Origin of the sequence: Mesorhizobium sp. M1295, from assembly GCF_040318135.1 — a bacterium.
Lineage (GTDB): Bacteria > Pseudomonadota > Alphaproteobacteria > Rhizobiales > Rhizobiaceae > Mesorhizobium.
Genome location: NZ_JAMYLU010000003.1, coordinates 55,782 through 80,293, shown reverse-complemented (window position 1 = coordinate 80,293; position 24,512 = coordinate 55,782). Strand labels below are relative to the sequence as shown.

Genomic DNA, 24,512 nt, shown 5'->3' with positions numbered 1-24,512 from the left:
GCCTCCGGTGAACCTCAAGCAGCTCTCCCACATGCTGGCGCTTTCGCAGACCACGGTCAGCCGCGCATTGAACGGCTACCCGGAAGTCAACGAGGAAACGCGCCGGCGGGTGGTCGATGCCGCCAAGCGTCACGGCTATCGCCCCAATCCGAGCGCGCGCCGGCTGGCGACCGGCAAGACCGGCATGATCGGCTATGTGCTGCCGACGGGGACGACCGTCGACATCGACCCGCATTTCGTCGAGTTCCTGTCCGGCCTCGGCGACTATGCGCGTTCGCACGAGCTCGACCTGGTGCTGTCACCGGCCGATGCCGACGACCAGGAGACGACCTACCGCCGTATTGTCGCCAACCGGCAGGTCGACGCGGTCTATATCTCGTCGCCGAGGCCGGCCGACCGCCGGGTGGCGCTGGTCAATACGCTCGGCATTCCTTTCATCGTCCATGGCCGCAGCGAAGGCTTCGATTTCCACTTTCCCTTCACCGACATCGACAATGAGGGCGCCTTCCACGAGGCGGCGCGGCTTCTCGTCCAGCTCGGTCACAGGCGTCTGGCGCTGATCAATGGCGACGATCGCGAGACCTTCGCCATCCACCGCGAGCGCGGCGTTCGGCGCGCGCTAGCGGCAAGCGGCCTGGTGCTTGGTGATCAGCATGTCTGTTCCCTCACCATGACCGAGGAGAATGGCTACCGCGCTGCCCGGCGCTTGCTGGAACAAAGCGACGCGCCGACGGCGATCGCCTGCTCCAGCCTGATCATGGCGCTCGGCGTGGTGCGCGCGGTGCGCGATCTCGGCCTGACCATTCCGGGCGACCTGTCGCTGATCGCCCATGACGACGTCTTTCCCTGGCTGAAGCCGGAGAATTTTTCGGTGCCGCTGTCGACGACGCGTTCGTCGATCCGCCTGGCCGGCGCGCGCATCGCCGAACGGCTGGCGGCGCGGATTTCCGGCCTGGAGGAGGGGGCTCGCGGCGAGGTCTGGCCGGTCGACCTGGTGGTCAGGGGATCGGTCGCCGGCGCACCGGCCTAGAGGCAATCACTCTGAACGGCCGAGGTCGACTCTTGGCGGCTGTTGGCCAGCACCAGCGAGTGCGTCCTGGTGTCAGGCCGCAGATTTGAGGTGATCGATGAAGGCGCGCAGCTTCGGCAGGACTTGGCGCTTGCCTGGATGATAGAGGAAGACACCCGGCGTCGTCGTGGCGATGCTGTCCAGCACCGACTTGAGTTTTCCTTCTTCTATCAGACCTTCGGCGAGTGGTCGTGGTGTCTGCGCCAGCCCAACGCCCCGCGTCGCAGCCCCGACCAATGTCGAATAGTCGTGCGCGATCAGCGGGCCTGAGACGATCGCTTCGATCGCGCCATTGCCGTCGACGAAGGACCAGGGCGCGATCGCGCCATTCGAGCGGCGCAAGCGTAAGCAGGCGTGGCGGCGCAAGTCCTCGACACGCTCGGGACGGCCGTGGCGCTCGAGATAATCAGGGCTGCCGACGACCACGAACGAGAACGGCGGAGTCAGCCGCACCGCGACCATGTCGGCGGCGATGAACTGGCCGAGGCGGATGCCGGCATCGAACCCGCCGGTCGCCAGATCAACCATCTGGTCACTCACGGCGATCTCCAGTTCGATCTCAGGATAGGCTTGGCAGAACGACGCGAGCACCGGCTCCAACATCAATGGCACGATGGCGCGGGGCACAGACAGACGCAGCAGACCGGTCGGCCGTTGGCCGATATCGCGGGCAGCCTCGCCGGCCGCGACGAGCTCTTCGAATGCAGGGCCGGCACGGTCGAGGAACCGCTGGCCAGGCTCGGTTAAACCGACGCTCCGCGTCGTGCGGACGAACAGCGCCGTACCCAGGCGAGCTTCCAGCGCGCGCACCGCTTGGCTCACAGCGGACGGCGTCACGCCGAGATCGGCGGCAGCACGGCGGAAGTTGCGGCGCCTGGCGACGGCCAGGAACGCCTCGACGCCCTCCAGCGCACCATGTCGGACTGTGTAGTTCTGCTTCATAGGTTGTTGTGATTACACCGGATAGTCGAATTGCGGTAGCGGGCTTAAAGCCGCGTGAATCAACTGTTGAGAGAAGGCCAAATGTCCACGGAAATAGTGTTCCAAACCCATCTTGTTCTCGGCTATGTCGCGTGGCTGCTTTGCTTCGGCGCATACGGTTTGCCGTGGCTCAGGTCGATGGACCGGGTCGCAGCGCAACGTGCTATCGCTACGCTGCACAGCTTCCGCTTCTTCGGGCTCGTCTTCATCGTTCCGGGCGTCGTAAGCCCCAATCTGCCCGCCGATTTCGCCGTGTTTGCCGCCTACGGCGATTTCGCGACTGGCGTGCTGGCCATGCTGGCGCTGCTCACAGTGAGGATACGCCCGCTCTTCTGGCCGTTGGTCGTCGCCTTCAACGTCGTAGGGACGGTCGACCTCATCGTCGACTATTACCACGCCATTCAGATCGGCCTTCCTGCACGCGCGGGGGAACTGGGCGCAACCTACGCGATCCCGATCATCTACGTACCGCTGCTGATGATAACGCACATCGCCGCATTCTATTTTCTGGCGCGTCCTCGGCAAAACGCGACTTAAGCCATCGTAGTCGATCCGCCTGGCCGGCGCGCATTGCCGACCGGCTGGCGTCGCGAATCTCCGGCCGGAGCAGGCCGCGCGCGGCGAGGTCTGGCCGTTCGACCAGTGGTCAGGGCATCCAGGGCCGGCGCGCCGATGTAAAGGTCAAAACTCGATCACTCCCGGCGACCGAGTTCGACCCAGAGCGGCCGTCCGACCCTGCGAGCCCGATGACGCTGGCCAACCCTTAGCAGAAAACGGACTGAAGAATAGCCGCGCTGCAGCAGCAAAGGAGATCGATCGCTTCCCCAATACCACAACCGCTATCGGAGTACCGAATCGGCCGGCTGAGCCGTCGTTATCGGATCGGCATGACGATGCACAATCTTCCACAGACCATCTTCTGGGCGAAAGACGCTCGTCGCGCGTAACGCAAGAGGCGTGACATCGCTCCGACCGCCAACCTTGGACCTGAGCCGCTCCACTTCGACGATGTATGCCAGCTCAGACGTCACACACTTCGCTATGTTCTCGAAGCCGCTAGCGTCGCCGTCCCTGTAGTTCGATGCCGCCTGCTCCATCGTCTCAACGACCTGCTTCCATCCATGAGCGAAAGGGCCAAAGGGATTGCCCAGTGTTACATCGTCTCGTTGGGAAAAGAGCTTCTTCGCTGGCGCGGGGTTTCCTTTCATGAACTCATCCAGAGCCAGGTGGTATTCTTCAACTGCTTGATCGAAGCCACTGGCGTCGAGGGACACGTCATCCTCCCTGTCGTTTTTATTTCTGATCCGGACTGGCGACCACAGGTCTACATTCTGTGCGCCCGCAGCGGTGAAGCATTTTCCCTACGGCGGCGTAGTGCAGGTTGGCTTGGTCATTATAGCACGGCGTGAGACAAGTTTCGCGACAGCGTTATGAGACGGCTCGGTTCAAACACGAGACTTAGTCCTTGGCCGCCTCGGCCGCCTTGGTGTCCAGCAGCCCAAAGCCGAAATCATTGTCCCGCCCCTTGGGGCCGAGATCCTTTGCCGTGGCGGCCAGTGCTTTCTCGACCCAGTCGGCCGAACGGTCGGGCGCGGCATGCAACAGGTTGGCGACCGCGCCGGTCACGATCGCCGCTGCAAAGGACGTCCCGGTCACCACATCCGAGCCGGCGCCGCTTGGCGCCACCATCTCGACGCCGGGAGCGGAGATGAAGACGTAGGCGCCGCGATTGGCCTGCGGCATCAGCCCGTCCTTGGCATCGGTGGCCGTCACCGCGATCACGCCGTCGAAGGCGGCCGGATAACCATAGGGCGCCTTCGGCCCGTTATTGCCGGCGGCGGCGACCAGCACGATGCCGAGCGCGCGCGCATTGCGGCAGGCGATGCCGAGCAGGTCGTTCTTCGGGCCGACGAAGCTCATATTGATGATACGGACATCCTGCTCCGCCGCCCAGTCGAGCGCCGAAAGGATGACGTCCATGGTCGACTTGCCGCCCTCGAAGGCGCGGGCGTGATAGATCCTGGCGCCCGGCGCCATGCCTTTGAACGCGCCGGTGCCGGCGATCAGTCCATCGACCGAAGTACCGTGGTCGCGTGCCTTGATCGGCACGTCGGGCATGGCATCGAACTGCTCGGCGATGACACCGGAGAGCGCGGGATTGCTGTCGTCGATGCCGGTGTCGATGACGCCGACGCGGACATTCTCGCCGCTGGCTTCCTTGGCGTCGAGCGCGATGCGCTCGAACGCATAATTGACGATGCTGGCCGCCTGCTGCAGCGAATAGACGTGGTTGGCCTCACGCCGCAAAGTGCGGCCGTCGGCGGCAAGCTGCGCCAGCACGACGCCGACTGGGCGGCCATCGGGAATGCCGAAGCGCACCAGCGTGTTGCCGAGCAGCCGCGACTGCCGCTGCGAGCGTATTTCGAGGCCGAACGAGGCGGCGATCTGCTGGACCGCGCCGGCATCGCCATTGACCGTGACCAGCACCTCGTCGGGCACGAAATCGCCGATCACGGCGCGCGGCGGCTCGGTTGCGACAAGATCGGTGGGTGCTACGATCGGACCGCCCGGCGCGGCCGCCGGTATTGCCGGCAGGCCCGAAGGCGGAGCGGTCGGCGGGGCCGCGGTATTGCCGGGAGGTATCGGCGCCTCGGTGACTAGGGTAGGATTGGGGAACAAGTCGACGATCAGCGCGGGAAGAAACACGGCACTCACCGTTGAAGCCTTAGCCGGCGTTTTGCCGCCGCTATCCTTCCCGTCGTCGCCGTCCTTGGCGCAGTCGGTGCCGGCGGCACTTGCCCGGTTCAGGCAGTCGATCTCCGCCTGGGTGAGGTTCGGGTCGTTGGTCTGCGCCATCGCGGACGTGGCGAAGATTGTCATCGCCGCCGTCAATCGAATGACCGCCTTAGCCGCCATCAGCCGGTTTCCTTCCCTCCAGGGCAGCTTCGGTGAAAGGCTGGGCGGCAATAAGGCCAAGCAGCTTCTGATAGTCGGCGGCGGTCTTGGCCGGAACGCCGAGGCGGAAGACACCGTCGGCGGTCGGCCCGCCGGCGATCTTCAACTGGTTCTGGTCGAGAAAAGCGACGATATCGGACAGCTTCGCATCCGGTTTGAACTTCACCAGTGCAAACGGCATTTTGGCCAGATCGTCTGCCGATCCGGCAATCTTGAAGTCGCCACCTCTGCTGCCGGTCTGGACAAAGGATTGCGCGACGACCAGGGCCAGCAGCACCGCGGCCGCGGCCCAGGCGACGCCGGCCGGCACCGCCATGAAGCGGCTCCAGGCCTGCGCCAGCCAGGGCGACGCCGCCGGCGCGCGGGCCGGGCCGGCCTCGGCGTCGAGCGCCTTGGCAAAGCGGCTGAGCGCATCGGCCGGCGGGCGGATTGCCTCGTTTGCGGCAGCAGTGCCGGAGAATTCGGCCTCGGCCTCGCCAAGCGCGGCCATCGCCGCCGGATCGCTCTCCAGCCATTCCTCGATGGCTTCCAGCTCGGCGCCTTCCAGCGAGCCGTTCAGATAAAACGGCAGCAGCATTTCCATTTCGTCGCGGCGTGACATTTTTTCAGCGGCGCTCATGGCCACCCCCTGTCGTAACCGGCGGCCTTGAGAGCTTCGCCGAGTTTCTTGCGGGCGTAGAACATCCTGGTCTTGACCGTGGCGACCGGAATACCGAGCACCTCGCCGATCTCGCTCACCGATTGCCCGTGATAATAGGCAAGGTCGATCACCGTGCGATGCTCTTCCCGCATGGCATCGATGAAGCGTCGCAAGGCAGCGGCCTTGTCTTCCTTCATCGTCACGACTTCCGGCGTGTCGGCACCGTCGGCGACCTGGGCCGCGTCATCGTCGTCGATCCAGTCTTCCTTCTTCCTGCGTAGCAGGGACAGCGCCTTGAAGCGGGCAATGCCGAGCAGCCATGTCGAGACCTCCGAGCGCCCCTCGAAGGCCGGCGCCTGCCGCCAGAGCTCGAGGAACACCTCGTTCGCGATATCGTCGGCCATCAGTTCCGATCCCGTCTGGCGTGCCACGAAGCGGTAGACCCGCGCGTGGTGGCGCATGAACAGGAGCCGCACGGCTGCACGGTCGCCCTTCGCGACCCGCTCGACGAGCGCGCGATCGGTCTCCGCGGCTGTCATCGCCGGTCGAGCCGCCTGGCTCCTGCCTGCTCTGTCGCTGATCGGCCCAAAAAGGTTCACCGCCTCCGCCGGATATTTGCGGAGGCTAACCGAAGAGCGGAGAGGTTGCCAGAGGTGCGCTTTCTCCTTCTCCCTGCGGGGGAGGGAAGACGCCGCCTTTGCAAACATCGCTGCAGCGAATACGCTCCGCAAATGATCAGGAATCCCACAGTTACGGTCGGTGCATTGCTGGTGAACCACGACCGGAAGGTCTTGATGGGTCTTCGCGCTGCCTGGAAGAGCGCGTGGCCTGGGCATTGGGACACGATCGGCGGCCGCGTTGAAGCCGGAGAGACGCTGGAAGAGGCACTCGTTCGCGAGATTCAGGAAGAAATTGGAGTGACGCCAACAGATTTCGGTTGGATGCGGTGCATTGGAGAGCGCCATCCCGAGCTCTATGGGAAGGCGTTGCACCACGTTTTCAAGGTCATCGGCTGGGAAGGCGGGGATCCAAGCAACATTTGCGAGGAACACACCGAGATCCGGTGGTTTGATGTCGAGGAACTTCAGCGCCTCCCCAATCTGGTGGATTGCGATTATCGCCGGCTCGCAAAGCTCGCCGCGACGTGACCTCCCGAAAGTACCCGTTCTCGCACGTGATCCGCGCACCGATCCTCGGCATTTCCCGTGACGCGAGGGAATCCCTAGGTGCTCAATTTCCCGCGCTTGCCATCCGCCGTCCCTTGATTCGCCTTCTCCAGCCCGCCGATCTCCACTTCGGGCATCTGTCGCTGATCGGCCCAAAAAGGGTTCACCGCCTCCGCCGGATATTTGCGGAGGCTAACCGAAGAGCGGAGAGGTTGCCAGAGTGTACCGTTCTCCCCCTTTTTAGCGATACTGTCTCGGCCGTCAGGCTCGCAATGACGGCGGCCACAAGGCGGCTCATAACCATCGGGTAAGGTGCAGTCGTTCAGCCTCGGGCGAGGCGTAATTGGACGCCATCGCCGTGCAGGGATTCCCGACAGTTTTGTAACTCAACAGTCCGCTGCCGGGCGACTAAGGTCCCGATCGCAAATGGCAATCCAGCCTGAAGAAACGAAATGTTATGACCAACAACAGCTTTGCGGCCGCGATTCTCGTGGATCAGTCGCCCATGGCGGTGTTCGCCGCGGTCAAGCGTCCACGCGAGTGGTGGGGCGCATGAAGCCTTGCGCGGTCGGAAGGAGCTTTCCATGAGATTGATTAGGCTGAAAGCGCCGGGAGGCTTGGAAAATCTCAAGCTGGTCGAGGAAGATTGCCCAGAACCAGGGCCGGGTGAGTTGCTTGTCAGGATACGAGCGTGTTCGTTGAATTTCCACGACAGTATGGTGGCGCTGGGAAAGAAACCGTGCGCCGATGGCCGTATCCCGCTGTCCGATGGCGCCGGAGAGGTGGTTGCGGTCTCAGACGATGTCCAAGAATTCAAGGTCGGAGATGCCGTCGTCAGCACCTATTGGCCCCATTGGCTGGCAGGCGAACCGACGCCAGCCAATAAGAAGGGCGAATTGGGAGATGATGTTGACGGCTATGCCCGCGAGTATGTGTGCATGCCCTGGCATGCCTTCACAAGGGCACCGGCAGACTTCACGCATGTGGAGGCGGCAACGCTTACTTGTGCCGGCGTCACCGCCTGGAAAGCCCTGATGGTGTGCGGCCAGGTGAAGCCTGGTGATACGGTGCTGGTCCTTGGCACGGGAAGTGTATCGCTGTTCGCGCTGCAATTCGCAAAAATTGCAGGCGCTCGGGTTATTGCCACCTCCTCATCGGAGGAGAAGCTGGAAAAGTTAAAGCGATTTGGAGCCGACATTGTCGTCAATTACAAGGCGGTGCCGGATTGGGGCCAGAAGGCAAGGGTATTGACGGACGGACGCGGCGTCGATCATGTGATCGAGGTTGGCGGGCCCGGCACATTGGCGCAGTCGATAACAGCTTGCAGGATGGGCGGCCACATCGCACTGATCGGTGTCTTGACTGGTTTTGCCGGGCAAGTTTCGATCCCGGCCCTGTTTTCCAATCAGATCAGGATCAGCGGAATCTCGATTGGCAGCAGGGCAGACCAGAACGACATGATCCGTGCCATAGAGGCCAACCGTTTGAAGCCTGCGATCGACCGCGGTTTTCCCCTGCAGGAGATCGCCAATGCCTTCAAGCACTACGAGTCCCAAAAGCATTTTGGCAAGGTCTGTCTCGAACTTTGACTCCTGTATCTGGCCTCCATTTGGCGTCGCGCATTTCGACCGGCTTTATGTTCTCCGCAAGCAAAGCAGGCCAGGCACCAATCAGTCGAGAAATGGCTTTGCCTTCATCGTCGCCGGCACCGGCACGCCGAGGCGCGCAAGCACCGTTGGCGCGAGCTGCAGCTGATCGAGCAGCGTCTTGGCTTCCGGACCCTCGCCGGATCCGAAGTAGTAAAGTGCGAAATCCTGCATCTCCTCGTCGTGGCCGCCATGATGGCCGCGATCGGTCTGGCCATGATCGGCGGTGACGATCACCTCGTAGCCGGCCTCCCGCCAGCGCGGCAGGAAGCCGGCGAGCATGGCGTCTATTGCATAGACGGCATGATCCATCTCATGGCAGTCATGGCCGAAGCGGTGGCCCATCGAGTCCAGCGTGCAGCTGTGCAGGATGCCGTAGTCGATGCCGTAGCGCCTGGTCAGCATGGTCAAGGTAGCGAACAGGTCGACGTCGCTCGGCGTCATCTGGTTCCTGGCATTATAGCCGGTCATGGTGTGGAACCGGCCGTGGCCGATCGGCCCGCCCGGCTCGTCGAACTCCATGTCCTCGACCAGGTCGAACGGATAGGCCCGGAAGAATTCGGACCAGTAGGAATGGGTGACCGCACCCGTCTTGCCGCCGGCCCTGCTGACTTCGGAAAAAATATCAGGCTGTTCGACGCGAAACCGGTTCTCGTTCGACAGGATACCGTGCACTTGGGGCGGCACGCCGGTGTGGATCGAGGCGTAGCAGGATGCCGAGGTCGACGGCAGGACGGAGCGCATTTTCCATACGCGGGCTTCGCCTGATTGCACCCAGCCTTCGAGATTGCCCATCAGCCGCCGCCAGTTCCGGTAAGGCACGCCGTCGAGGATGATGACCAAAAGTTTTGTCTTGAGCGCCACGGGAGTGTCTAATTTCCCGCGCTGGCCATGCGCCGTCCCTTGATCGCCTTTTCCAGCCAGCCGATCTCCATTTCGGGCACCGACGACAGCAAAAGATCGGTGTAGGCATCGAAGGGTGGCGTCAGCACGGTGCTCTTGGCGCCGTAGCGCACCACCTCGCCGCGATACATCACCGCGATTGAATCGGCGATCGACTTGACCGTGGCCAGGTCGTGGGTGATGAACAGATAGGCGACGTTTTCCTCTTTCTGCAGCCCGAGCAGCAGCTCCAGTATGCCATGGGCGACCAGCGGGTCGAGCGCCGAGGTCACCTCGTCGCAGATGATCAGCTTCGGCTTGGCGGCGAGCGAGCGGGCGATGCAGACGCGCTGCTTCTGGCCGCCCGAAAGCTCGGCCGGATAGCGGTCGATATAGCCTTTGCCCATTTCAATCTTGTCGAGCAGTTCGGCGACGCGTTTGTCGCGCTCGCGCCCGCGCATCCCAAAATAGAATTCCAGCGGCCGGCCGATGATGGTGCCGACCGTCTGGCGCGGGTTCATCGCCACATCGGCCATCTGGTAGATCATCTGCAATTGGCGCAGATCCTCTTTCGGCCGGTCGGCAAGCCGGTTGGCGAGCGGCCGCCCGTCGAAGGTGACGGTGCCTTGTTCGGGCGGCAAGAGGCCGGTGATGGCGCGCGCCAGCGTCGATTTGCCGGAGCCGGACTCGCCGACCACCGCCAGCGTCTGGCCCGGGAAAATATCGACCGAGACGTTCTTCAACACCTTGATGTGGCTGCGGCCATAGGCGGCGGTGATGTTCTTGACCGACAGGAACGGGCTCGTGCCGGGCTTCTGCTCCTGATGTTCGATCTCATGCACTGAAACCAGCGCGTTGGTGTATTCCTGGCGCGGCTCCTTGATGATCTGGCGCGTGCCGCCCCATTCGACCAGCCGGCCGTGGCGCAGCACCATGATCTCGTCCGATACCTGGGCGACGACGGCAAGATCGTGGGTGATGTAGAGCGCCGCGACATGCGTGTCGCGGATGGCATCCTTGATCGCCGCCAAGACGTCGATCTGCGTCGTCACGTCGAGCGCCGTGGTCGGCTCGTCGAAGACGATCAGGTCGGGCTCCGAGCACAGCGCCATTGCCGTCATCACGCGCTGCAGCTGACCGCCCGACACCTGGTGGGGGAAGCGCTCGCCGATGCTTTCGGGGTTCGGCAGGCTGAGCTTCTTGAACAGCGCCACGGCGCGCTTTTCGGCTTCGGCCCGCGTCGCCGTGCCGTGCAGCAGTGCTGCCTCGACCACCTGGTCCATCAGCCTGTGCGCCGGGTTGAAGGCAGCTGCCGCCGATTGCGCGACATAGCAGACCTCGCGGCCGCGCAATTTGCGGAACCCTTCGTTGCCGCCCTTCAGGATGTCGCGGCCATTGAGGATGACCTCACCGCCGGTGATGCGCACGCCGCCGCGGCCGTAGCCCATCGACGACAGGCCGATGGTCGATTTGCCGGCGCCGGACTCGCCGATCAATCCGAGCACCTTGCCCTTTTCGAGCGTCAGCGAGACATCGTGCACCAGCACGATGTTCTTCGGCGCCTCGCCCGGCGGATATACCGTGGCCTCGATGCGCAGATTGCGGATGTCGAGCAGCACGCCGGACCTCGGTTGCCCGGGCTTCGGTTGCCCGGGCTTCGGTTGCTTGTCAGCCATTACCCGCGTCCTCCCTTCAGGCTTGTCGTGCGGTTGAGCACCCAGTCGGCGACGAGATTGACGGAAATCGCCAGCGCTGCGATCGCCGCCGCCGGAATGAGGGCGGCGCCTATGCCGAAGACGATACCATCCTTGTTTTCCTTGACCATACCGCCCCAATCGGCGTCCGGCGGCTGTACGCCAAGCCCAAGGAAGGACAGCGTCGACAGGAACAGCACGGCATAGATGAAGCGCAGGCCGAGTTCCGAAACCAGCGGCGACAGCGCATTGGGCAGGATTTCGCGGAAGATGATCCAGCCGCTGCCTTCGCCGCGCAATTTGGCCGCCTCGACGTAATCCATGACGTTGATGTCGACGGCGACCGCCCTCGACAGGCGGTAGACGCGGGTCGAATCCAGAACGCCCATGACCAGGATCAGCGTCACCAGATTGGATGGCAGCACCGAAAGCACGACAAGGGCCATGATCAGCGTCGGGATCGACATCAGGAGATCGACGAGACGCGACAGAAGCGTGTCGAACCAGCCGCCGAAAACCGCCGCCGAGAAGCCGAGTATGGCGCCGAGCGAGAACGATAGCGCGGTCGCCAGCACCGCGATGAACAGGGTGATGCGGGCGCCATAGATCATGCGCGACAACAGATCGCGGCCCAGATTGTCGGTGCCCAGCCAATGCGCCGCCGACATCGGTTCCCAAGGGACGTCGCTGACGATCTCGGCATTGCCATGCGGCGCGATCCACGGCGCAAAAATCGCCGCCAGAACGAACAGCGCCGTCAGCACGATGCCGATCAATGCCGGGATGGGGATGCGTTTGATGACGAGCATACCCGACCCCTTCATTTCGGATGTCTAAGGCGCGGATTGGCGACGATTGCCGCTATGTCCGCGATGATGTTCAGGCTGATGTAGACGGCGGCGAAGATCAGCCCGACCGCCTGCACCACAGGCACGTCACGCTTGGTGACGTGGTCGACGAGATATTGGCCCATACCCGGATAGACGAAGATCACCTCGACAACGACGACGCCGACTATGAGATAGGCCAGGTTGAGCATTACGACGTTGATGATCGGCGCAATAGCATTGGGGAAGGCATGCCTGCGGATGACCGCGAAGGCGGAAAGCCCCTTTAGTTCGGCGGTTTCGACATAGGCCGACTGCATGACATTGAGGATCGCGGCGCGCGTCATGCGCATCATATGGGCGAGCACCACCAAGGTCAGCGCCGCCGCCGGCAGTGCTATGGCCTGGATGCGCTCGCCGAACGGCATTCCGTCATAGACGGTGGAAATGGCGGGAAACCATTGATGTTGCACCGCGAAGAAAAAGACGAGCACATAGCCGACGAAGAATTCCGGGAAGGACGTCGAGGCCAGCGCCAGTCCCGAGATCAGCTTGTCGACCCAGCCATTGCGGTAGCGCACCGCGATCAGCCCGAGGATGATCGCCAGCGGCACCGCGACGACCGCCGCCCAGAAGGCGAGGAACAGTGTGTTCCACAGCCTTCCCTTGATAGAGGTTGCGATATCCTGACCGCTCGACATAGCCGTGCCGAGATCACCGGTCAGAATGCCGCCGAGCCAGCGAAAATAACGGATGTAAGCCGGATCGTTGAGCCCGAGCTGTTCGCGCAGATTGGCGAGCGACTCCGGTGTCGCCGACTGCCCGAGAATGGCTTGCGCAACATCGCCGGGCAGGATCTGGGTGCCGGCGAAGATCAGGACCGAAACGGCCAATAGAAGGATGATGCCCAGCGCAATGCGCTGGGCCACCAGTTTCACGATGGGTGAGGACATATCCGCAAGGCCGGGCTCAGGCTTCGAGCCAGCACTTCGCGAGAGCATATCCGTTCATCAACTCCTGATGCGGATCATCCACCCAGCCGGTAACTTTGGCGCCCGTCGCGTCGATGAACTGATTGAACATCGGCAGGATCAGGCCGCCCTCGTCGCGCACCATCACAGCCATGTCGTGGTACATTGCCTTGCGCTTGGCCTCGTCGAGCTCGGCGCGAGCCGCCAGCACCATCTTGTCGAAATCCGGACGCTTGAACCGTGTGTCGTTCCAGTCGGCCGTCGACAGATAGGCAGTCGAGTACATCTGGTCCTGCGTCGACCGGCCGCCCCAGTAGGAGGCGCAGAAGGGCTGCTTGTTCCAGACTTCCGACCAGTAGCCGTCGCCCGGTTCGCGCTTGATCTCCAGCTTGATGCCGGCCTTGGCCGCGCTTTGCTGGAACAGCTGTGCGGCATCGACGGCACCGGGGAAGGCGACGTCCGACGTCCGGAGCAGGACGGCACCGTCATGGCCCGACTTCTTGTAGTGGAACTTGGCCTTGTCGGGATCGTATTTGCGCTGCTCGATCTCGGTGAATAGCGGGTACGATGCATTGATCGGGAAGTCGTTGCCGAGCGAGCCATAGCCACGCAGCACCTTGTTCAGCATCTCCTCGCGGTCGATCGCCAGCTTCAGCGCCATGCGCAAATCGTTGTTGTCGAACGGCGCGGTGTTGCAGTGCATGATGAAGACGTAGTGGCCGGGTCCCGAATGGTTGCGGATGGTGACGCCGGGCACACGCTTGATCAGGTCAACGATCTTCGGCTCGACGCGGTTGATCATGTGGACCTGGCCGCCCTGCAGGGCCGCCGTACGCGCCGTGGCGTCGTTGATGACGATGATCTCGATCTGGTCGGCATGGCCCATCTTGTCGCCCTGCCAGTAGTTGGCGAAGCGCTCGCCGCCATGGCGCACGCCGGGCTCGTTGGTGGTGACCTTGTAAGGACCCGCCGAGATGCCGGCATCGGCCTTGTCCTTGCCGCCGTTCGGCTGGATGATCAGGTGATAGTCGCTAAGCAGATAGGGAAGATCGGCATTCGGCTCCTTCAGCGTCAACACCACTTCCTTGCCGCTGGCCTTGATGCTCTCGATGCCTTTCATATAGCCGAGCGCGCCGGATTTCGACTTCTCGTCCGAATGGCGTTCGAGGGTGGCGGCCACGTCCTCTGCAGTCACTTTCTTGCCGTTGTGGAACTCGACGCCGTCGCGGATCTTCAGCGTCCAGGTCTTGGCGTCGTCCGACGAGCCGATCTCCTCGGCAATGCGGTTCTCGAGCTTGCCTTCGGGAGACAGCTCGACGATCAGTTCGCCCCACATCTTGCCGAAGGCGAACGGCACCTGCGTCATGAACAGCGCCGGATCGAGGCTGTTGGTGGATTCGCCACCGACGAGGCCGGCCTTGAGCGTGCCGCCCTTGACCGGACCCGCCGCGCGGGAAGCGCTGGAAAGCAGCGAATTGGCGAAGGTTGCGGTGACGCCGAGCGCTGCCGCCCGGCCGAGAAAATCGCGACGGCTCAGCTTGCCGGACGCAACGCGCCGGCTCAGATATTCCAGTTCGTTCGACATGTTGAGTTCCTCACTCTGTTGGTCCGACCTTATGGTCGTTTTTTCTCATTTCAATCGGGAGAATAATGACCGTAAGGGAAAGGGGTAAGCAAGACCGAATGCGACATGCCGTGGCGTAAATCGTGCGTCGCAATTGGACCAATCGCTATAAGTGCTCAAAGCAGTACCCGCGGGATATTCTCCTCGAAGTCGCGCTCGAAGACCAGTTTCTCGCCTTCATAGGCTTCAATTCTGGCGCTAACCATGAAGCTTTGCGCGTCGGAGCGCATTTCGGCGAAGGTTTCGGTGCGCACCGACCATTCATTTCGCGACAGCGTCTGGGTCCAATGCGTCTTGCCCAAGGCTGACAGCGGATCGTCAGGATGGATCGCCCACGTCTCTCTCGCGATGCTGCCATTGGCAAGGCTGTGTTCCAGGTCGCGCACCTCACCGAAATCGTCGACGATGGAAAGCGTGATCATTCCGGTCTTTTCGTCGCGATCGACATGACGCTCGGAATTGGCGGCGCGGACCGTTTCGGTTGCCCAGGGCGTGGCGCCTTCGGGGGCGGGGAAGGTGACCTCGTCGCCTGTCGCCGGCGGGCGCAGCGGCAGCATCAATGTCGCGGCCGACAATTCCAGCCGGACCGGCTCCGGCGACGGCCAGATCATCGGCCAATAGCTGTTGGAAATGGCCACACGCAAGCGGTGACCGGCCGGCACGCGATAGGCGCATTGGTCGAGCACCACCCGGGCGTTGACGATTTCGCCGGGCACCAGCGCTTCGGGAAATTCGTGCGAGTTGCGATGCGTCAGGTTGAGCACGCCGTAGGAGATCAGCTCCGACGCTCCGTCCGGATGGACGTCGCACAGCCGAACCGCGATGTTCGCCTGGCGCCGGTCCGCCGAGCCCCTGACCGCAACTTCGGGAGCACCGACGATGTCGATCGCTTCGTTCAGCACCGGCTGGCCGAAACACACCGACAGCGCATCGTCGGGGCGCTGGTCACCCGGCAGTTCCGGTCCAAAGGTGAAGGGGAAATATTCGCCACCGGCAAGGCCGCAGCTTTGCGGCGAAGTGACGATAGCGTGGTTGCCTTCAGCGATAAGCTCAACCTCTTGCGTCTTGATGTTGGGTGACGGCCATTCCGTTTCAGCGACCCAGCGGCCCGGCCGCTCGGGATGCCAGCGCGCCGGACGCACGCTGTCCATCACATAGGCGCGGTAGGCCGGGTCGGCCTCTACGCCGGTGTCGAGGTCCTTCAGCCAGCGGTCCCACCAGCGCAACGCCTCCTGCAGGAAGCCGATGCGCGGTTCGGGCGCGGCGTAATGCGGGTATTTGTGGATCCACGGGCCGACGATGCCCTTGACCGGCGCCTCGATATTGGCGGCGAGATGGGAAATCGTATTGCGATAACCGTCATGCCAGCCGCCGATCGACAGCACCGCGGCATGAATGGCGGAATAGTCCTCGCAGATCGAGCCGCGCTTCCAATAGGCGTCGCGATGCTGGTGCTTCAACCACAGCGGCGCCAGGAAGGGCTGGTTCTCCAGCCGGGTCAGCCACAGCTCGCGCCATCTGTTGTCGCCGGCCAGCAACGGATCCGGCGGCCGCGACGAATAGGACAGCATGGTCGAAGCCCAGCCGAAATTCTCGATCAGCAGGCAGCCGCCCTTGTAGTGGATGTCGTCGGCGTAGCGGTCGACTGTCGAACAGAGACTGATAACCGCCTTCAGCGCCGCCGGCTGCTTGGCTGCTACCTGCAGGCAGTTGAAGCCGCCCCACGAAATGCCCATCATGCCGACATTGCCGTTGCACCAGGGCTGCGCCGCCGCCCAGGCTATGACGTCGCAAGCGTCCTGCAATTCCTGCTCGGAATATTCATCGTCCATCAGCCCTTCGGAATCGCCGTTGCCGCGCATGTCGATGCGGATCGAGGCGTAGCCGTGGCCTGCGAAATAGGGATGCGTCAGCTGATCACGATAGATCGTGCCGTCGCGCTTGCGATAGGGCAGATGTTCGAGGATTGCCGGCACCGGATCGTCGGCGGCATCGGCCGGCATCCACACCCGCGCCGACAGCCGGCAGCCGTCCGGCATGACGATCCCCATATCCGGAAATTCGACGATCTTTCGTGGGAATTCAGTGACGATTTTCATGCCGGCAGACTCCAGGAGCGCCAGATGATGGAGTCCGCAGGATGTCGTCGTGGGCCAGCCAACGAATTCGGCTGGTCAATCCGCGTCAATTCAACGGGATGTCGTTTTCGGCCTTGCTCGCCTGGTAAGCGCCGGACAGTTCGTCGTAGATTGCAGAGATGGCGCTGATCCGCGCCTCCAGCCGCTCGCGCTCAGGCCCCGACAGCGATCGTACCAGTCTGCGGATCGAAAAGCTCTTCCAATAGGCATTCTCGGCATTGTAGCCGCCGGGATCGAGGGTGAAGACCTCTTTCAGGATCTTCAAATCGTGCGGGATAGCGAAACTGTCGCGCGAATCCTCGTGGCTGAACAGATAGTAGAAATTGTCGAAGCCGGTCCAGGTGATCGCCGACAGGCAGAGCGAGCAAGGTTCGTGCGTGGCGAGAAAGATGGCATCCGCGGTGTCGACGCGCTCGGCCTTCGGCATTTCGTAGAAGCGCTTCAGGCAATGCACCTCGCCGTGCCACAGCGGGTTTTCCGTCTCATTGTTGGTTTCGGCAAGCACCAGCGAGCTGTCGTCCTTGCGCAGGATCGCCGCGCCGAACAACTTGTTGCCATGCGCGACACCCTTCGCCGTCTTCGGCACGATGTCGTGCTCTATGACGTCGAGCAGGCGGTCGATCAGCGAAATGTCAGCCATCACCGGCTCCCATCGGGAAGATGAATCTCATAAGCGTGCGAGAAGTGGCACTCTTCGAGGTTGGAGCCGTCGCCGCCCCGGTCGACGACCAGGAAGTCCTGGGGCTCGCCGATCGGCGTCAGCACGCCGTGCCACAAATTGCGCGGATAGTTGACGCCTTGCCCGGGCGCGGTGATGAACGCATGCGGCTCGCCCGGGCCTTCCTCGCCGTCATGGCAGACGATGACCAGGAACGGCCGTGGTGACAGCGGAATGAAGGCCTGGCTGCCAAACGGATGGCGCTCGACCATGGTAAGCTTCAACGGCAGCTCATAGGGCGTGCCACGTACCATCGAGATCAGCACGTGCGCATTCGGCCCTCGTGCTTCAGCGGTGGCGAGATCGTGATAGCGCTCGGCCTTGCCGCCATTGATCGGATAATGGTTGTCGCCGCCCATATCGATGACGTCGCCGAATTCGGCGAAATTCTCGCGGGTCAGCGGCCGCGCGACGATGCGGATCACCGCGCGCGACCCTCGATGCCCACACCGCCGAGCTTGGCGTGGCGGTTCACGTCCTTGTAGAGGAGGTAGCGGAATTTGCCTGGCCCGCCGGCATAACAAGCCTGCGGGCAGAAGGCGCGCAGCCACATATAGTCGCCGGCCTCGACTTCGACCCAGTCCTGGTTGAGACGGTAGACCGCCTTGCCCTCCAGCACATAAAGCCCGTGCTCCATGACATGCGTCTCGGCGAAGGGAATGACCGCGCCCGGCTCGAGCGTCACGATGGTGACATGCATGTCGTGGCGGATGTCTTCAGGATCGACGAAGCGCGTTGTTGCCCAGCGGCCTTCGGTACCTGGCATCGGCGTCGGTACGATATCCTGTTCGTTGGCGAAGAACGCTTGCGGCAGCTCGATGCCGTCGACCGCATCGTAAGCCTTTCGGATCCAGTGGAAGCGGACGGCAGCGCCGCTTTCGTTGCGCACCGTCCACCCGCTCGCTGGCGGCAGAAACGCGAACCCGCCCGGCCTGAGCACATGCTTCTTTCCGGCTAGCGACACGCTCAGCTCGCCTTCAACCACGAATATCGCGCCCTCGGCATCATCATCCGGTTCTGGCCGGTCGCTGCCGCCGCCGGGCGCGAGCTCGACGATGTATTGCGAAAACGTCTCGGCAAAACCCGACAGCGGCCGCGACAGCACCCAGACCCGTGTCCCATCCCAGAACGGCAAGGCGCTGGTGACGATGTCCTGCATCACGCCTTTGGGGATTACGGCATAGGCCTGTGTGAACACGGCGCGTCCGGTCAGCAATTCACTCTGGCCGGGATGTCCGCCCTGCGGCGCATAATAGGTTCGCTCGGCCATTTTCATCATATCCATAAATTCAAGCCTGTTGCGGAAGCCAGGGCCCATCGCGGCAGCCAAAGCCTATTGTGGAAGCATGTCCTTGAGACGAAGCAGCGCGATGCGCTCGACCTGTCTGCAGGCGGTTTCGAATTCGACATCGCGGCTGTTGCCGATACGCGTTTCGAACTCGGCCAGGATGTCCTCCTTGGTCTTGCCCTTCACCGCAATGATGAACGGGAAACCGAAACCGGTGACGTAGGCGGCATTGAGCTTTGCGAACAGCTCGCGCTCGTTGTCGGTCAGCGCGTCTAGCCCGGCCGAAGCCTGTTCCCTGGAGGATTCCGCGGTTAGCCGCTTGGCCTGCGCCAGTTTTCCGGCAAGGTCGGGGTGGGCATTGAGCACGGAAAGCCGCTCGGCCTCGCTGGCCGCGCGAAAGACGCGGCAGAGCGCGTTGTGCAGGCCGCCGGCACTGTCATGCGCCGGGCCGAGTTCCAACTCGTAGGCGCGCTCGGCAATCCACGGCGAATGTTCGAAGACGCCGCCGAATGCGTGGACGAAGGCCTCGAATTCCATTTTCGACGGGCGCAATGCCGGCAACCGGAACGGATGCGTCTCCTGCCAATGTTTTGCAATGTCGATGCGCCGTGCCAGCCAGACCTTGTCGTGTGATTTGACGTAGTCGATGAAGCGCTTCAGTGCCGCGACCCGGCCCGGCCGCCCAACCAGGCGGCAGTGCAGGCCGATATTCATCATGCGCGGCCGCCCTGCCTTGCCCTCGGCATAGAGCGTGTCGAAACTATCCCTGAGATAGGCAAAGAACTGGTCGCCGGAGTTGAAGCCCTGCGGCGTGGCAAAGCGCATGTCGTTGGCGTCGAGCGTATAGGGGATGACCAGCTGCGGCTTCGCCGACCCGTTCGGTGTCACATGCTCGAACCAGTAGGGCAGTTCGTCGTCATAGGTGTCCGACACATAGTCGAAGCCGCCTTCTTCCGCCGCCAGACGCACCGTGTTGATCGACGTGCGGCCGGTGTACCAGCCGGTCGGCCGCGCGCCTGTCACCTCATAATGCAGCCGTATCGCCGCTTCCATGTCGCGGCGCTCGTCTTCTGGCGCGTGGTCGCGGTAGTCGATCCATTTCAGCCCGTGCGAGGCGATCTCCCAGCCGGCCTCCTGCATCGCTGCGACCTGGTCGGGCGAGCGCGCCAGGGCCGTGGCGACGCCGTAGCAGGTGACCGGCACCTGTGCCGCGCTGAACAGGCGCAGCAATCGCCAGAAGCCGGCGCGGGCGCCGTATTCGTAGATCGATTCCATGTTCCAGTGGCGCTGGCCGGGCCAGGGCGCGGCGCCGACGATCTCCGACAGGAAAGCCTCCGAGGCCTTGTCGCCGTGCAGGACGCAATTCTCGCCGCCCTCTTCGTAATTGACGACGAACTGGACCGCGACATGCGCCCCGCCGGGCCATTTTGGATCCGGCGGATTGGCTCCGTAGCCGCGCATGTCTCGTTCGTAACGCATTCTCGCTCCTGCCGGAAATTGTGATCAGGATAGTCGAAAGGAGTGCCTGCGCATTCCCCCGAAATTTTTGAAAGTGTTTTTGTCGCGCTCCGCTCGACCGGGACTTATGCATCGCCTTTAATTGGCGCACAATTCATGAATAGTGTTCGACTGTGCAGGGAATGGAGCAGCCAGTGGCGGAAACGTCGAAAGCCGAAGGCGGGCGCCTGACGACCCATGTCCTCGACACCGCGGCCGGCAAACCGGCGGCCGGTCTGTCGATTGAGCTCTATCATCTTGACGGCCAGGCCCGGACGCATCTGAAAACGGTCGTCACCAATGATGACGGCCGTTGCGATGCTCCGTTGCTTGCCGGCGCGGAGTTCCGTACCGGCGAATACGAATTGGTCTTTGCGGCCGGCGATTATCTGCGCCGGCAGGGGACAAAACTGCCGGAACCGGCCTTCCTCGACCATGTGCCCATCCGCTTCGGTATGGCCGAGCCGATGCACTATCATGTGCCGCTGCTTCTGTCGCCGTACGGCTATTCGACCTACCGGGGAAGCTGAGATGGCCGGGATCAAGACACGCAACGAAATCCGGTTCATCCTCAATGGCGAGGACGTCGCGCTCGGCACGGTTGCACCCGACCAGACACTGCTCGACTGGCTGCGGCTCGACCGCTCGCTGCGCGGCACCAAGGAAGGTTGCGCCGAGGGCGACTGCGGCGCCTGCACGGTGCTGGTCGGCAGGCTCTCCGGTGGAACACTGGTCTATGAAAGCGTCAATGCCTGTATCCGCTTCCTTGGCTCGCTAGACGGCACGCATGTCGTGACCATCGAGCATCTGCGCGGCGACGCAGGAAAACTGCACCCCGTGCAGCAGGCGATGATCGATTTCCACGGCTCGCAATGCGGCTTCTGCACGCCGGGTTTCGTCATGTCGCTTTATGCGCTGTGGATGCGGTCGCCGGAGCCGTCGGACGCCGCCATCGAAAAGGCACTGCAAGGCAATCTCTGCCGCTGCACCGGCTACGAGGCGATCATGCGCGCCGCACGTGCCATCTCCAGCTACGGCAAGGCGGCAAAGGATCCGTTGGCGGCCGAGCGCAAGGCAGTCACGGCCAAGCTCGACGCGATGAAGGACGGTTCGCGCATTGAGATCGGCTCCGGCAACAAGCGGCTGATCGTGCCGGCCAATGCCGACGATCTCGCCAGCGTGCTGGTCGAGGAGCCGGGCGCCACTATCGTCGCCGGTTCGACCGATGTCGGCCTTTGGGTGACCAAGCACATGCGCGATATTTCGCCGGCGGTTTTCATCGGCAATCTCGATGGTCTGTGCGGGATGTCCGAGGACAAGGGCGTCATCTCGATCGGCGCCGGTGTCACCTATAGCGAAGCCTTCTCGACGCTGGCAAAATGCATCCCGGCGCTAGGCCCGCTGTTCGACCGCATCGGCGGCGATCAGGTGCGCAACATGGGCACCATCGGCGGCAATATCGCTAACGGTTCGCCGATTGGCGACACGCCGCCGCCGCTGATCGCACTCGGTGCCCGCATGACGCTGCGTCGCGGCCACAAGCGGCGGACGATCCCACTCGAAGATTTTTTCATCGCCTATGGCCGACAGGACCGGCAGCCCGGCGAATTCGTCGAGGCCGTGCATGTTCCGCTGCCGGGCAGCGAGACGAAATTTGCCGTCTACAAGATCACCAAGCGCCGCGACGAAGACATCACCGCAGCGCTAGGCGCGTTTTTCCTGACGCTGGCCGCGGACGGCACGGTGGCGGAGATACGCATCGCCTATGGCGGCATGGCGGCAACGCCGAAGCGCGCCTTTGGCGTAGAAAAGGCATTGCTTGGCAAGCCCTGGACGGAAGCGACGGTCGAGGCGGCGATGGCCGCGTACGGCGGCGATTTCACCCCGCTGACCGACATGCGGGCAAGCGCCGAATACCGGGCGCTGGCGGCGCGCAACCTGCTGCTGCGCTTCTTTGCCGAAACCATGGGCACCCGGGCGCCGATCCAGGTATCACGGCACGAGGCGGCATGATGAACAAGCACGCCACTCCGAACTTGAAGGCGCAAAAAATCGCCGGCGGCGTCGCCACCGATCAGCGCCATGATTCCGCGCACAAGCATGTCAGTGGCACGGCCGTCTATATCGACGACATGCCGGAACCGGCCGGCACGCTGCACGGCTGTCTTGGGCTTTCGGCGGCGACGCATGCCACCGTCACCAGCATGGACCTGTCGGGGGTCCGCGCCGCACCCGGCGTCATCGACGTGCTGACGGCGAGCGACGTGCCCGGCGAAAACGATATTTCGCCGACCGGCCGCCACGACGAGCCGGTGCTTGCCGACGGCAAGGTGCAATTCTTCGGCCAGCCGATCTTCTGCGTCATCGCCGAAACCCGCGAGCAGGCGCGCCGGGCGACGAGGCTGGCCAAGGTCGAATACAAGGAATTGCCGTTCGTCGCCGATATTGGCGAGCTCGATCCCCGGAAAGACAAGCTGGTCACGCCGCCGCTGACCCTGAAGCGCGGTGATGCAGCGGCTGCGATCAAGGCAGCGCCACGCCGGCTGAAAGGGCAGATGCGCATCGGCGGCCAGGAGCATTTCTATCTCGAGGGTCATATCGCCTTGGCCATCCCTGGCGAGGACCACGACGTCACCATCTATTCCTCGACCCAGCACCCGAGCGAAATCCAGCACATGGTCAGCCATACGCTCGGTGTTCCGAGCCACGCGGTGACGGTGGAAATCCGCCGGATGGGGGGCGCTTTCGGCGGCAAGGAAACGCAAGGCAATCAGTTTGCGGCATTGGCCGCTATCGCCGCGAAGAAACATCATCGGGCCGTGAAAATCCGGCCCGACCGCGACGACGACATGATCGCCACCGGCAAACGCCACGATTTCCTCGTCGACTACGAGGTCGGCTTCGACGATGAGGGCAATATTCTCGGCGTAGATTTCATGTTCGCGGCGCGCTGCGGCTTCTCGGCCGACCTCTCCGGCCCGGTCACCGACCGCGCGCTGTTCCATTGCGACAACACCTATTTCTGGCCGGCGGTGCACGCGCAATCGGCGCCGCTCTACACCAATACGGTATCGAACACCGCCTTTCGCGGCTTCGGCGGCCCGCAAGGCATGGTCGGCGCCGAGCGCGTCATCGACGAAGTCGCGTTTGCCGTCGGCAAGGACCCGCTCGAAATCCGCAAGAAGAATTTCTACGGCACCAGCGACCGCAACATCACGCCCTACCACCAGACGGTCGAGGACAACATCATCCACCGCATCGTCGCCGAGCTGGAGGCGAGTTCCGACTATGCAAGGCGCCGCCGCACCATCGATGCTTTCAATGCCAACAGCCGCTTCATCAAGCGGGGACTGGCGCTGACGCCGGTCAAGTTTGGCATCTCGTTCACCGCCACCCATTACAACCAGGCCGGCGCGCTGGTGCATGTCTATACCGATGGTTCAGTGCACCTGAACCACGGCGGCACCGAGATGGGGCAGGGCCTCTATGTCAAGGTGGCGCAGGTTGTGGCGGAAGAGTTCCAGATCGACCTCGATCAGGTCAAGATCACCGCGACGACGACCGGCAAGGTGCCGAACACCTCGGCCACTGCCGCGTCTTCCGGCTCCGACCTCAACGGCATGGCGGCGCAGAACGCCGCCCGCCAGATCAAGGACCGGCTGACCAATTTCGCCGCCGAGAAATTCCAGGTGCCGCGCGACCAGGTGCTGTTCCTGCCAAACCGGGTGCGCATCGGTAACCAGGAGATCGCCTTCGCCGATCTCGTCAGGCAGGCCTATATGGCGCGCATCCAGCTTTCGGCGGCTGGCTTTTACAAGACGCCGAAAATCCATTGGGACCGCGACAAGGGCGAGGGTCGCCCCTTCTATTATTTCGCCTATGGCGCGGCTTGCTCGGAAGTTTCGGTCGACACGCTGACCGGCGAATATGTCGTCGAGCGCACCGATATTCTGCACGAAACCGGGCGTTCGCTGAACCGCGCCATCGACCTCGGCCAGATCGAGGGCGGCTTCATCCAGGGCATGGGCTGGCTGACCACGGAGGAACTGTGGTGGGACGACAAGGGGCGGCTGCGCACCCATGCGCCGTCGACCTACAAGATCCCGCTCGCTTCGGACCGGCCGAAGATTTTCAACATCACCTTGGCCGACTGGGCGGAAGCAGGCGAGCCGACGGTGCACCGCTCCAAGGCGGTCGGCGAGCCGCCCTTTCCGCTCGCAATGTCGGTGCTGCATGCGCTGTCGGATGCGGTGGCGAGCGTTGCTGGCCACAAGATCTGCCCGCGCCTTGACCCGCCTGCCACGCCGGAACGGGTGCTGATGGCGATCGAACGGCTGAAGCGAGAAGCCAGGACCGGCACTTGAATCCCGGAAAACGTGCAATTCAGGCCGAAAAACTCTATATTTCCCAACAGGG

Annotated in this window: 22 protein-coding genes; 7 read left to right on the top strand and 15 right to left on the bottom strand. The window is 63.0% G+C overall.

The genetic code is table 11. The features are described from left to right. Nucleotides 1-7 precede the first annotated feature (7 nt). Nucleotides 8-1,030: a substrate-binding domain-containing protein gene (locus NKH29_RS05660; RefSeq protein WP_352999182.1), complete on the top strand. Its 1,023-nt coding sequence runs from the start codon at nt 8-10 to the stop codon at nt 1,028-1,030. Nucleotides 1,031-1,102: 72 nt separating this feature from the next. Here the strand turns inward: NKH29_RS05660 and NKH29_RS05655 are convergent, their stop codons facing one another. After that, complete coding sequence (locus NKH29_RS05655; protein ID WP_023718344.1) at nt 1,103-2,011, bottom strand: LysR family transcriptional regulator; 909 nt, start codon at nt 2,009-2,011, stop codon at nt 1,103-1,105. Between the two features lie 81 nt (nt 2,012-2,092). On the opposite strand from NKH29_RS05655, the gene NKH29_RS05650 reads away from it, so the two are divergent. Then, entirely contained in the window at nt 2,093-2,587 is a 495-nt protein-coding gene (locus NKH29_RS05650; protein ID WP_352484362.1) for a DUF8737 domain-containing protein, read from the top strand. 302 nt (nt 2,588-2,889) lie between these two features. Here NKH29_RS05650 and NKH29_RS05645 read toward each other — a convergent pair whose 3' ends face one another. The 4 genes from NKH29_RS05645 to NKH29_RS05630 form a co-directional block, all read right to left on the bottom strand. Next, nucleotides 2,890-3,324 carry a YybH family protein gene (locus NKH29_RS05645; protein WP_023718345.1) on the bottom strand — a complete coding sequence of 145 codons (435 nt, stop codon included), beginning with the start codon at nt 3,322-3,324 and terminating at the stop codon, nt 2,890-2,892. A 184-nt stretch (nt 3,325-3,508) separates the two neighbouring features. Then, complete coding sequence (locus NKH29_RS05640; protein WP_023718346.1) at nt 3,509-4,966, bottom strand: S8 family serine peptidase; 1,458 nt, start codon at nt 4,964-4,966, stop codon at nt 3,509-3,511. Continuing rightward, nucleotides 4,956-5,624 carry an anti-sigma factor gene (locus NKH29_RS05635; RefSeq protein ID WP_352484363.1) on the bottom strand — a complete coding sequence of 223 codons (669 nt, stop codon included), beginning with the start codon at nt 5,622-5,624 and terminating at the stop codon, nt 4,956-4,958. The genes NKH29_RS05640 and NKH29_RS05635 overlap by 11 nt, the downstream gene beginning before the upstream one ends. Next, nucleotides 5,621-6,184 carry a sigma-70 family RNA polymerase sigma factor gene (locus NKH29_RS05630; protein ID WP_352999181.1) on the bottom strand — a complete coding sequence of 188 codons (564 nt, stop codon included), beginning with the start codon at nt 6,182-6,184 and terminating at the stop codon, nt 5,621-5,623. The genes NKH29_RS05635 and NKH29_RS05630 overlap by 4 nt, the downstream gene beginning before the upstream one ends. Before the next feature lie 192 nt (nt 6,185-6,376). Here NKH29_RS05630 and NKH29_RS05625 point away from each other — a divergent pair, with 192 nt between their 5' ends. Further along, complete coding sequence (locus NKH29_RS05625; RefSeq protein ID WP_031193706.1) at nt 6,377-6,793, top strand: NUDIX hydrolase; 417 nt, start codon at nt 6,377-6,379, stop codon at nt 6,791-6,793. 602 nt (nt 6,794-7,395) lie between these two features. After that, nucleotides 7,396-8,400, top strand: coding sequence for a zinc-dependent alcohol dehydrogenase family protein (locus NKH29_RS05620; protein ID WP_352547952.1), 1,005 nt, complete (start codon nt 7,396-7,398; stop codon nt 8,398-8,400). A gap of 81 nt (nt 8,401-8,481) precedes the next feature. Here NKH29_RS05620 and NKH29_RS05615 read toward each other — a convergent pair whose 3' ends face one another. The 10 genes from NKH29_RS05615 to puuE form a co-directional block, all read right to left on the bottom strand. Further along, a complete protein-coding gene (locus NKH29_RS05615; protein WP_352999179.1) occupies nt 8,482-9,321 on the bottom strand; it encodes an alkaline phosphatase family protein in 840 nt (279 codons plus the stop codon). 8 nt (nt 9,322-9,329) lie between these two features. Beyond that, entirely contained in the window at nt 9,330-11,015 is a 1,686-nt protein-coding gene (locus NKH29_RS05610) for an ABC transporter ATP-binding protein (RefSeq protein ID WP_023718088.1), read from the bottom strand. After that, a complete protein-coding gene (locus NKH29_RS05605; protein ID WP_023718087.1) occupies nt 11,015-11,842 on the bottom strand; it encodes an ABC transporter permease in 828 nt (275 codons plus the stop codon). Before NKH29_RS05605 ends, NKH29_RS05610 begins: the two co-directional genes overlap by 1 nt. A gap of 11 nt (nt 11,843-11,853) precedes the next feature. After that, a complete protein-coding gene (locus NKH29_RS05600; RefSeq protein ID WP_023718086.1) occupies nt 11,854-12,813 on the bottom strand; it encodes an ABC transporter permease in 960 nt (319 codons plus the stop codon). 16 nt (nt 12,814-12,829) lie between these two features. Further along, nucleotides 12,830-14,416: an ABC transporter substrate-binding protein gene (locus NKH29_RS05595; protein ID WP_352484366.1), complete on the bottom strand. Its 1,587-nt coding sequence runs from the start codon at nt 14,414-14,416 to the stop codon at nt 12,830-12,832. A 155-nt stretch (nt 14,417-14,571) separates the two neighbouring features. Then, entirely contained in the window at nt 14,572-16,554 is a 1,983-nt protein-coding gene (locus NKH29_RS05590; RefSeq protein WP_352999177.1) for a CocE/NonD family hydrolase, read from the bottom strand. Between the two features lie 85 nt (nt 16,555-16,639). Then, complete coding sequence (locus NKH29_RS05585; protein ID WP_023718083.1) at nt 16,640-17,233, bottom strand: nucleoside deaminase; 594 nt, start codon at nt 17,231-17,233, stop codon at nt 16,640-16,642. Next, nucleotides 17,233-17,736, bottom strand: a complete 504-nt coding sequence (locus NKH29_RS05580; protein WP_023718082.1) for an ureidoglycolate lyase — start codon at nt 17,734-17,736, stop codon at nt 17,233-17,235. The genes NKH29_RS05585 and NKH29_RS05580 overlap by 1 nt, the downstream gene beginning before the upstream one ends. Beyond that, complete coding sequence (locus tag NKH29_RS05575) at nt 17,733-18,581, bottom strand: bifunctional allantoicase/(S)-ureidoglycine aminohydrolase (RefSeq protein WP_023718081.1); 849 nt, start codon at nt 18,579-18,581, stop codon at nt 17,733-17,735. The genes NKH29_RS05580 and NKH29_RS05575 overlap by 4 nt, the downstream gene beginning before the upstream one ends. 63 nt (nt 18,582-18,644) lie before the next feature. Beyond that, complete coding sequence (gene puuE / locus NKH29_RS05570; RefSeq protein WP_023718080.1) at nt 18,645-20,078, bottom strand: allantoinase PuuE; 1,434 nt, start codon at nt 20,076-20,078, stop codon at nt 18,645-18,647. A 173-nt stretch (nt 20,079-20,251) separates the two neighbouring features. On the opposite strand from puuE, the gene uraH reads away from it, so the two are divergent. From uraH to xdhB, 3 genes are read left to right on the top strand one after another with little or no spacing between them, the layout of a single operon-like run. Beyond that, nucleotides 20,252-20,626: a hydroxyisourate hydrolase gene (gene uraH / locus NKH29_RS05565; protein WP_023676223.1), complete on the top strand. Its 375-nt coding sequence runs from the start codon at nt 20,252-20,254 to the stop codon at nt 20,624-20,626. A gap of 1 nt (nt 20,627) precedes the next feature. Beyond that, nucleotides 20,628-22,109 carry a xanthine dehydrogenase small subunit gene (xdhA, locus tag NKH29_RS05560; protein ID WP_352999174.1) on the top strand — a complete coding sequence of 494 codons (1,482 nt, stop codon included), beginning with the start codon at nt 20,628-20,630 and terminating at the stop codon, nt 22,107-22,109. Further along, entirely contained in the window at nt 22,109-24,460 is a 2,352-nt protein-coding gene (gene xdhB / locus NKH29_RS05555) for a xanthine dehydrogenase molybdopterin binding subunit (RefSeq protein ID WP_352548005.1), read from the top strand. The genes xdhA and xdhB overlap by 1 nt, the downstream gene beginning before the upstream one ends. Nucleotides 24,461-24,512 lie beyond the last annotated feature (52 nt).

What these genes read in the sequence shown, in the direction of transcription:
- NKH29_RS05600 (WP_023718086.1), bottom strand. Translation starts at nt 12,813, where the DNA reads ATGTCCTCACCCATCGTGAAACTGGTGGCCCAGCGCATTGCGCTGGGC.
- NKH29_RS05655 (WP_023718344.1), bottom strand. Translation starts at nt 2,011, where the DNA reads ATGAAGCAGAACTACACAGTCCGACATGGTGCGCTGGAGGGCGTCGAG.
- puuE (WP_023718080.1), bottom strand. Translation starts at nt 20,078, where the DNA reads ATGCGTTACGAACGAGACATGCGCGGCTACGGAGCCAATCCGCCGGAT.
- NKH29_RS05635 (WP_352484363.1), bottom strand. Translation starts at nt 5,624, where the DNA reads ATGAGCGCCGCTGAAAAAATGTCACGCCGCGACGAAATGGAAATGCTG.
- NKH29_RS05590 (WP_352999177.1), bottom strand. Translation starts at nt 16,554, where the DNA reads ATGAAAATCGTCACTGAATTCCCACGAAAGATCGTCGAATTTCCGGAT.
- NKH29_RS05610 (WP_023718088.1), bottom strand. Translation starts at nt 11,015, where the DNA reads ATGGCTGACAAGCAACCGAAGCCCGGGCAACCGAAGCCCGGGCAACCG.
- NKH29_RS05585 (WP_023718083.1), bottom strand. Translation starts at nt 17,233, where the DNA reads ATGGCTGACATTTCGCTGATCGACCGCCTGCTCGACGTCATAGAGCAC.
- NKH29_RS05575 (WP_023718081.1), bottom strand. Translation starts at nt 18,581, where the DNA reads ATGGCCGAGCGAACCTATTATGCGCCGCAGGGCGGACATCCCGGCCAG.
- xdhA (WP_352999174.1), top strand. Translation starts at nt 20,628, where the DNA reads ATGGCCGGGATCAAGACACGCAACGAAATCCGGTTCATCCTCAATGGC.
- NKH29_RS05625 (WP_031193706.1), top strand. Translation starts at nt 6,377, where the DNA reads ATGATCAGGAATCCCACAGTTACGGTCGGTGCATTGCTGGTGAACCAC.
- NKH29_RS05620 (WP_352547952.1), top strand. Translation starts at nt 7,396, where the DNA reads ATGAGATTGATTAGGCTGAAAGCGCCGGGAGGCTTGGAAAATCTCAAG.
- NKH29_RS05630 (WP_352999181.1), bottom strand. Translation starts at nt 6,184, where the DNA reads ATGACAGCCGCGGAGACCGATCGCGCGCTCGTCGAGCGGGTCGCGAAG.
- NKH29_RS05605 (WP_023718087.1), bottom strand. Translation starts at nt 11,842, where the DNA reads ATGCTCGTCATCAAACGCATCCCCATCCCGGCATTGATCGGCATCGTG.
- NKH29_RS05650 (WP_352484362.1), top strand. Translation starts at nt 2,093, where the DNA reads ATGTCCACGGAAATAGTGTTCCAAACCCATCTTGTTCTCGGCTATGTC.
- NKH29_RS05640 (WP_023718346.1), bottom strand. Translation starts at nt 4,966, where the DNA reads ATGGCGGCTAAGGCGGTCATTCGATTGACGGCGGCGATGACAATCTTC.
- xdhB (WP_352548005.1), top strand. Translation starts at nt 22,109, where the DNA reads ATGAACAAGCACGCCACTCCGAACTTGAAGGCGCAAAAAATCGCCGGC.
- NKH29_RS05595 (WP_352484366.1), bottom strand. Translation starts at nt 14,416, where the DNA reads ATGTCGAACGAACTGGAATATCTGAGCCGGCGCGTTGCGTCCGGCAAG.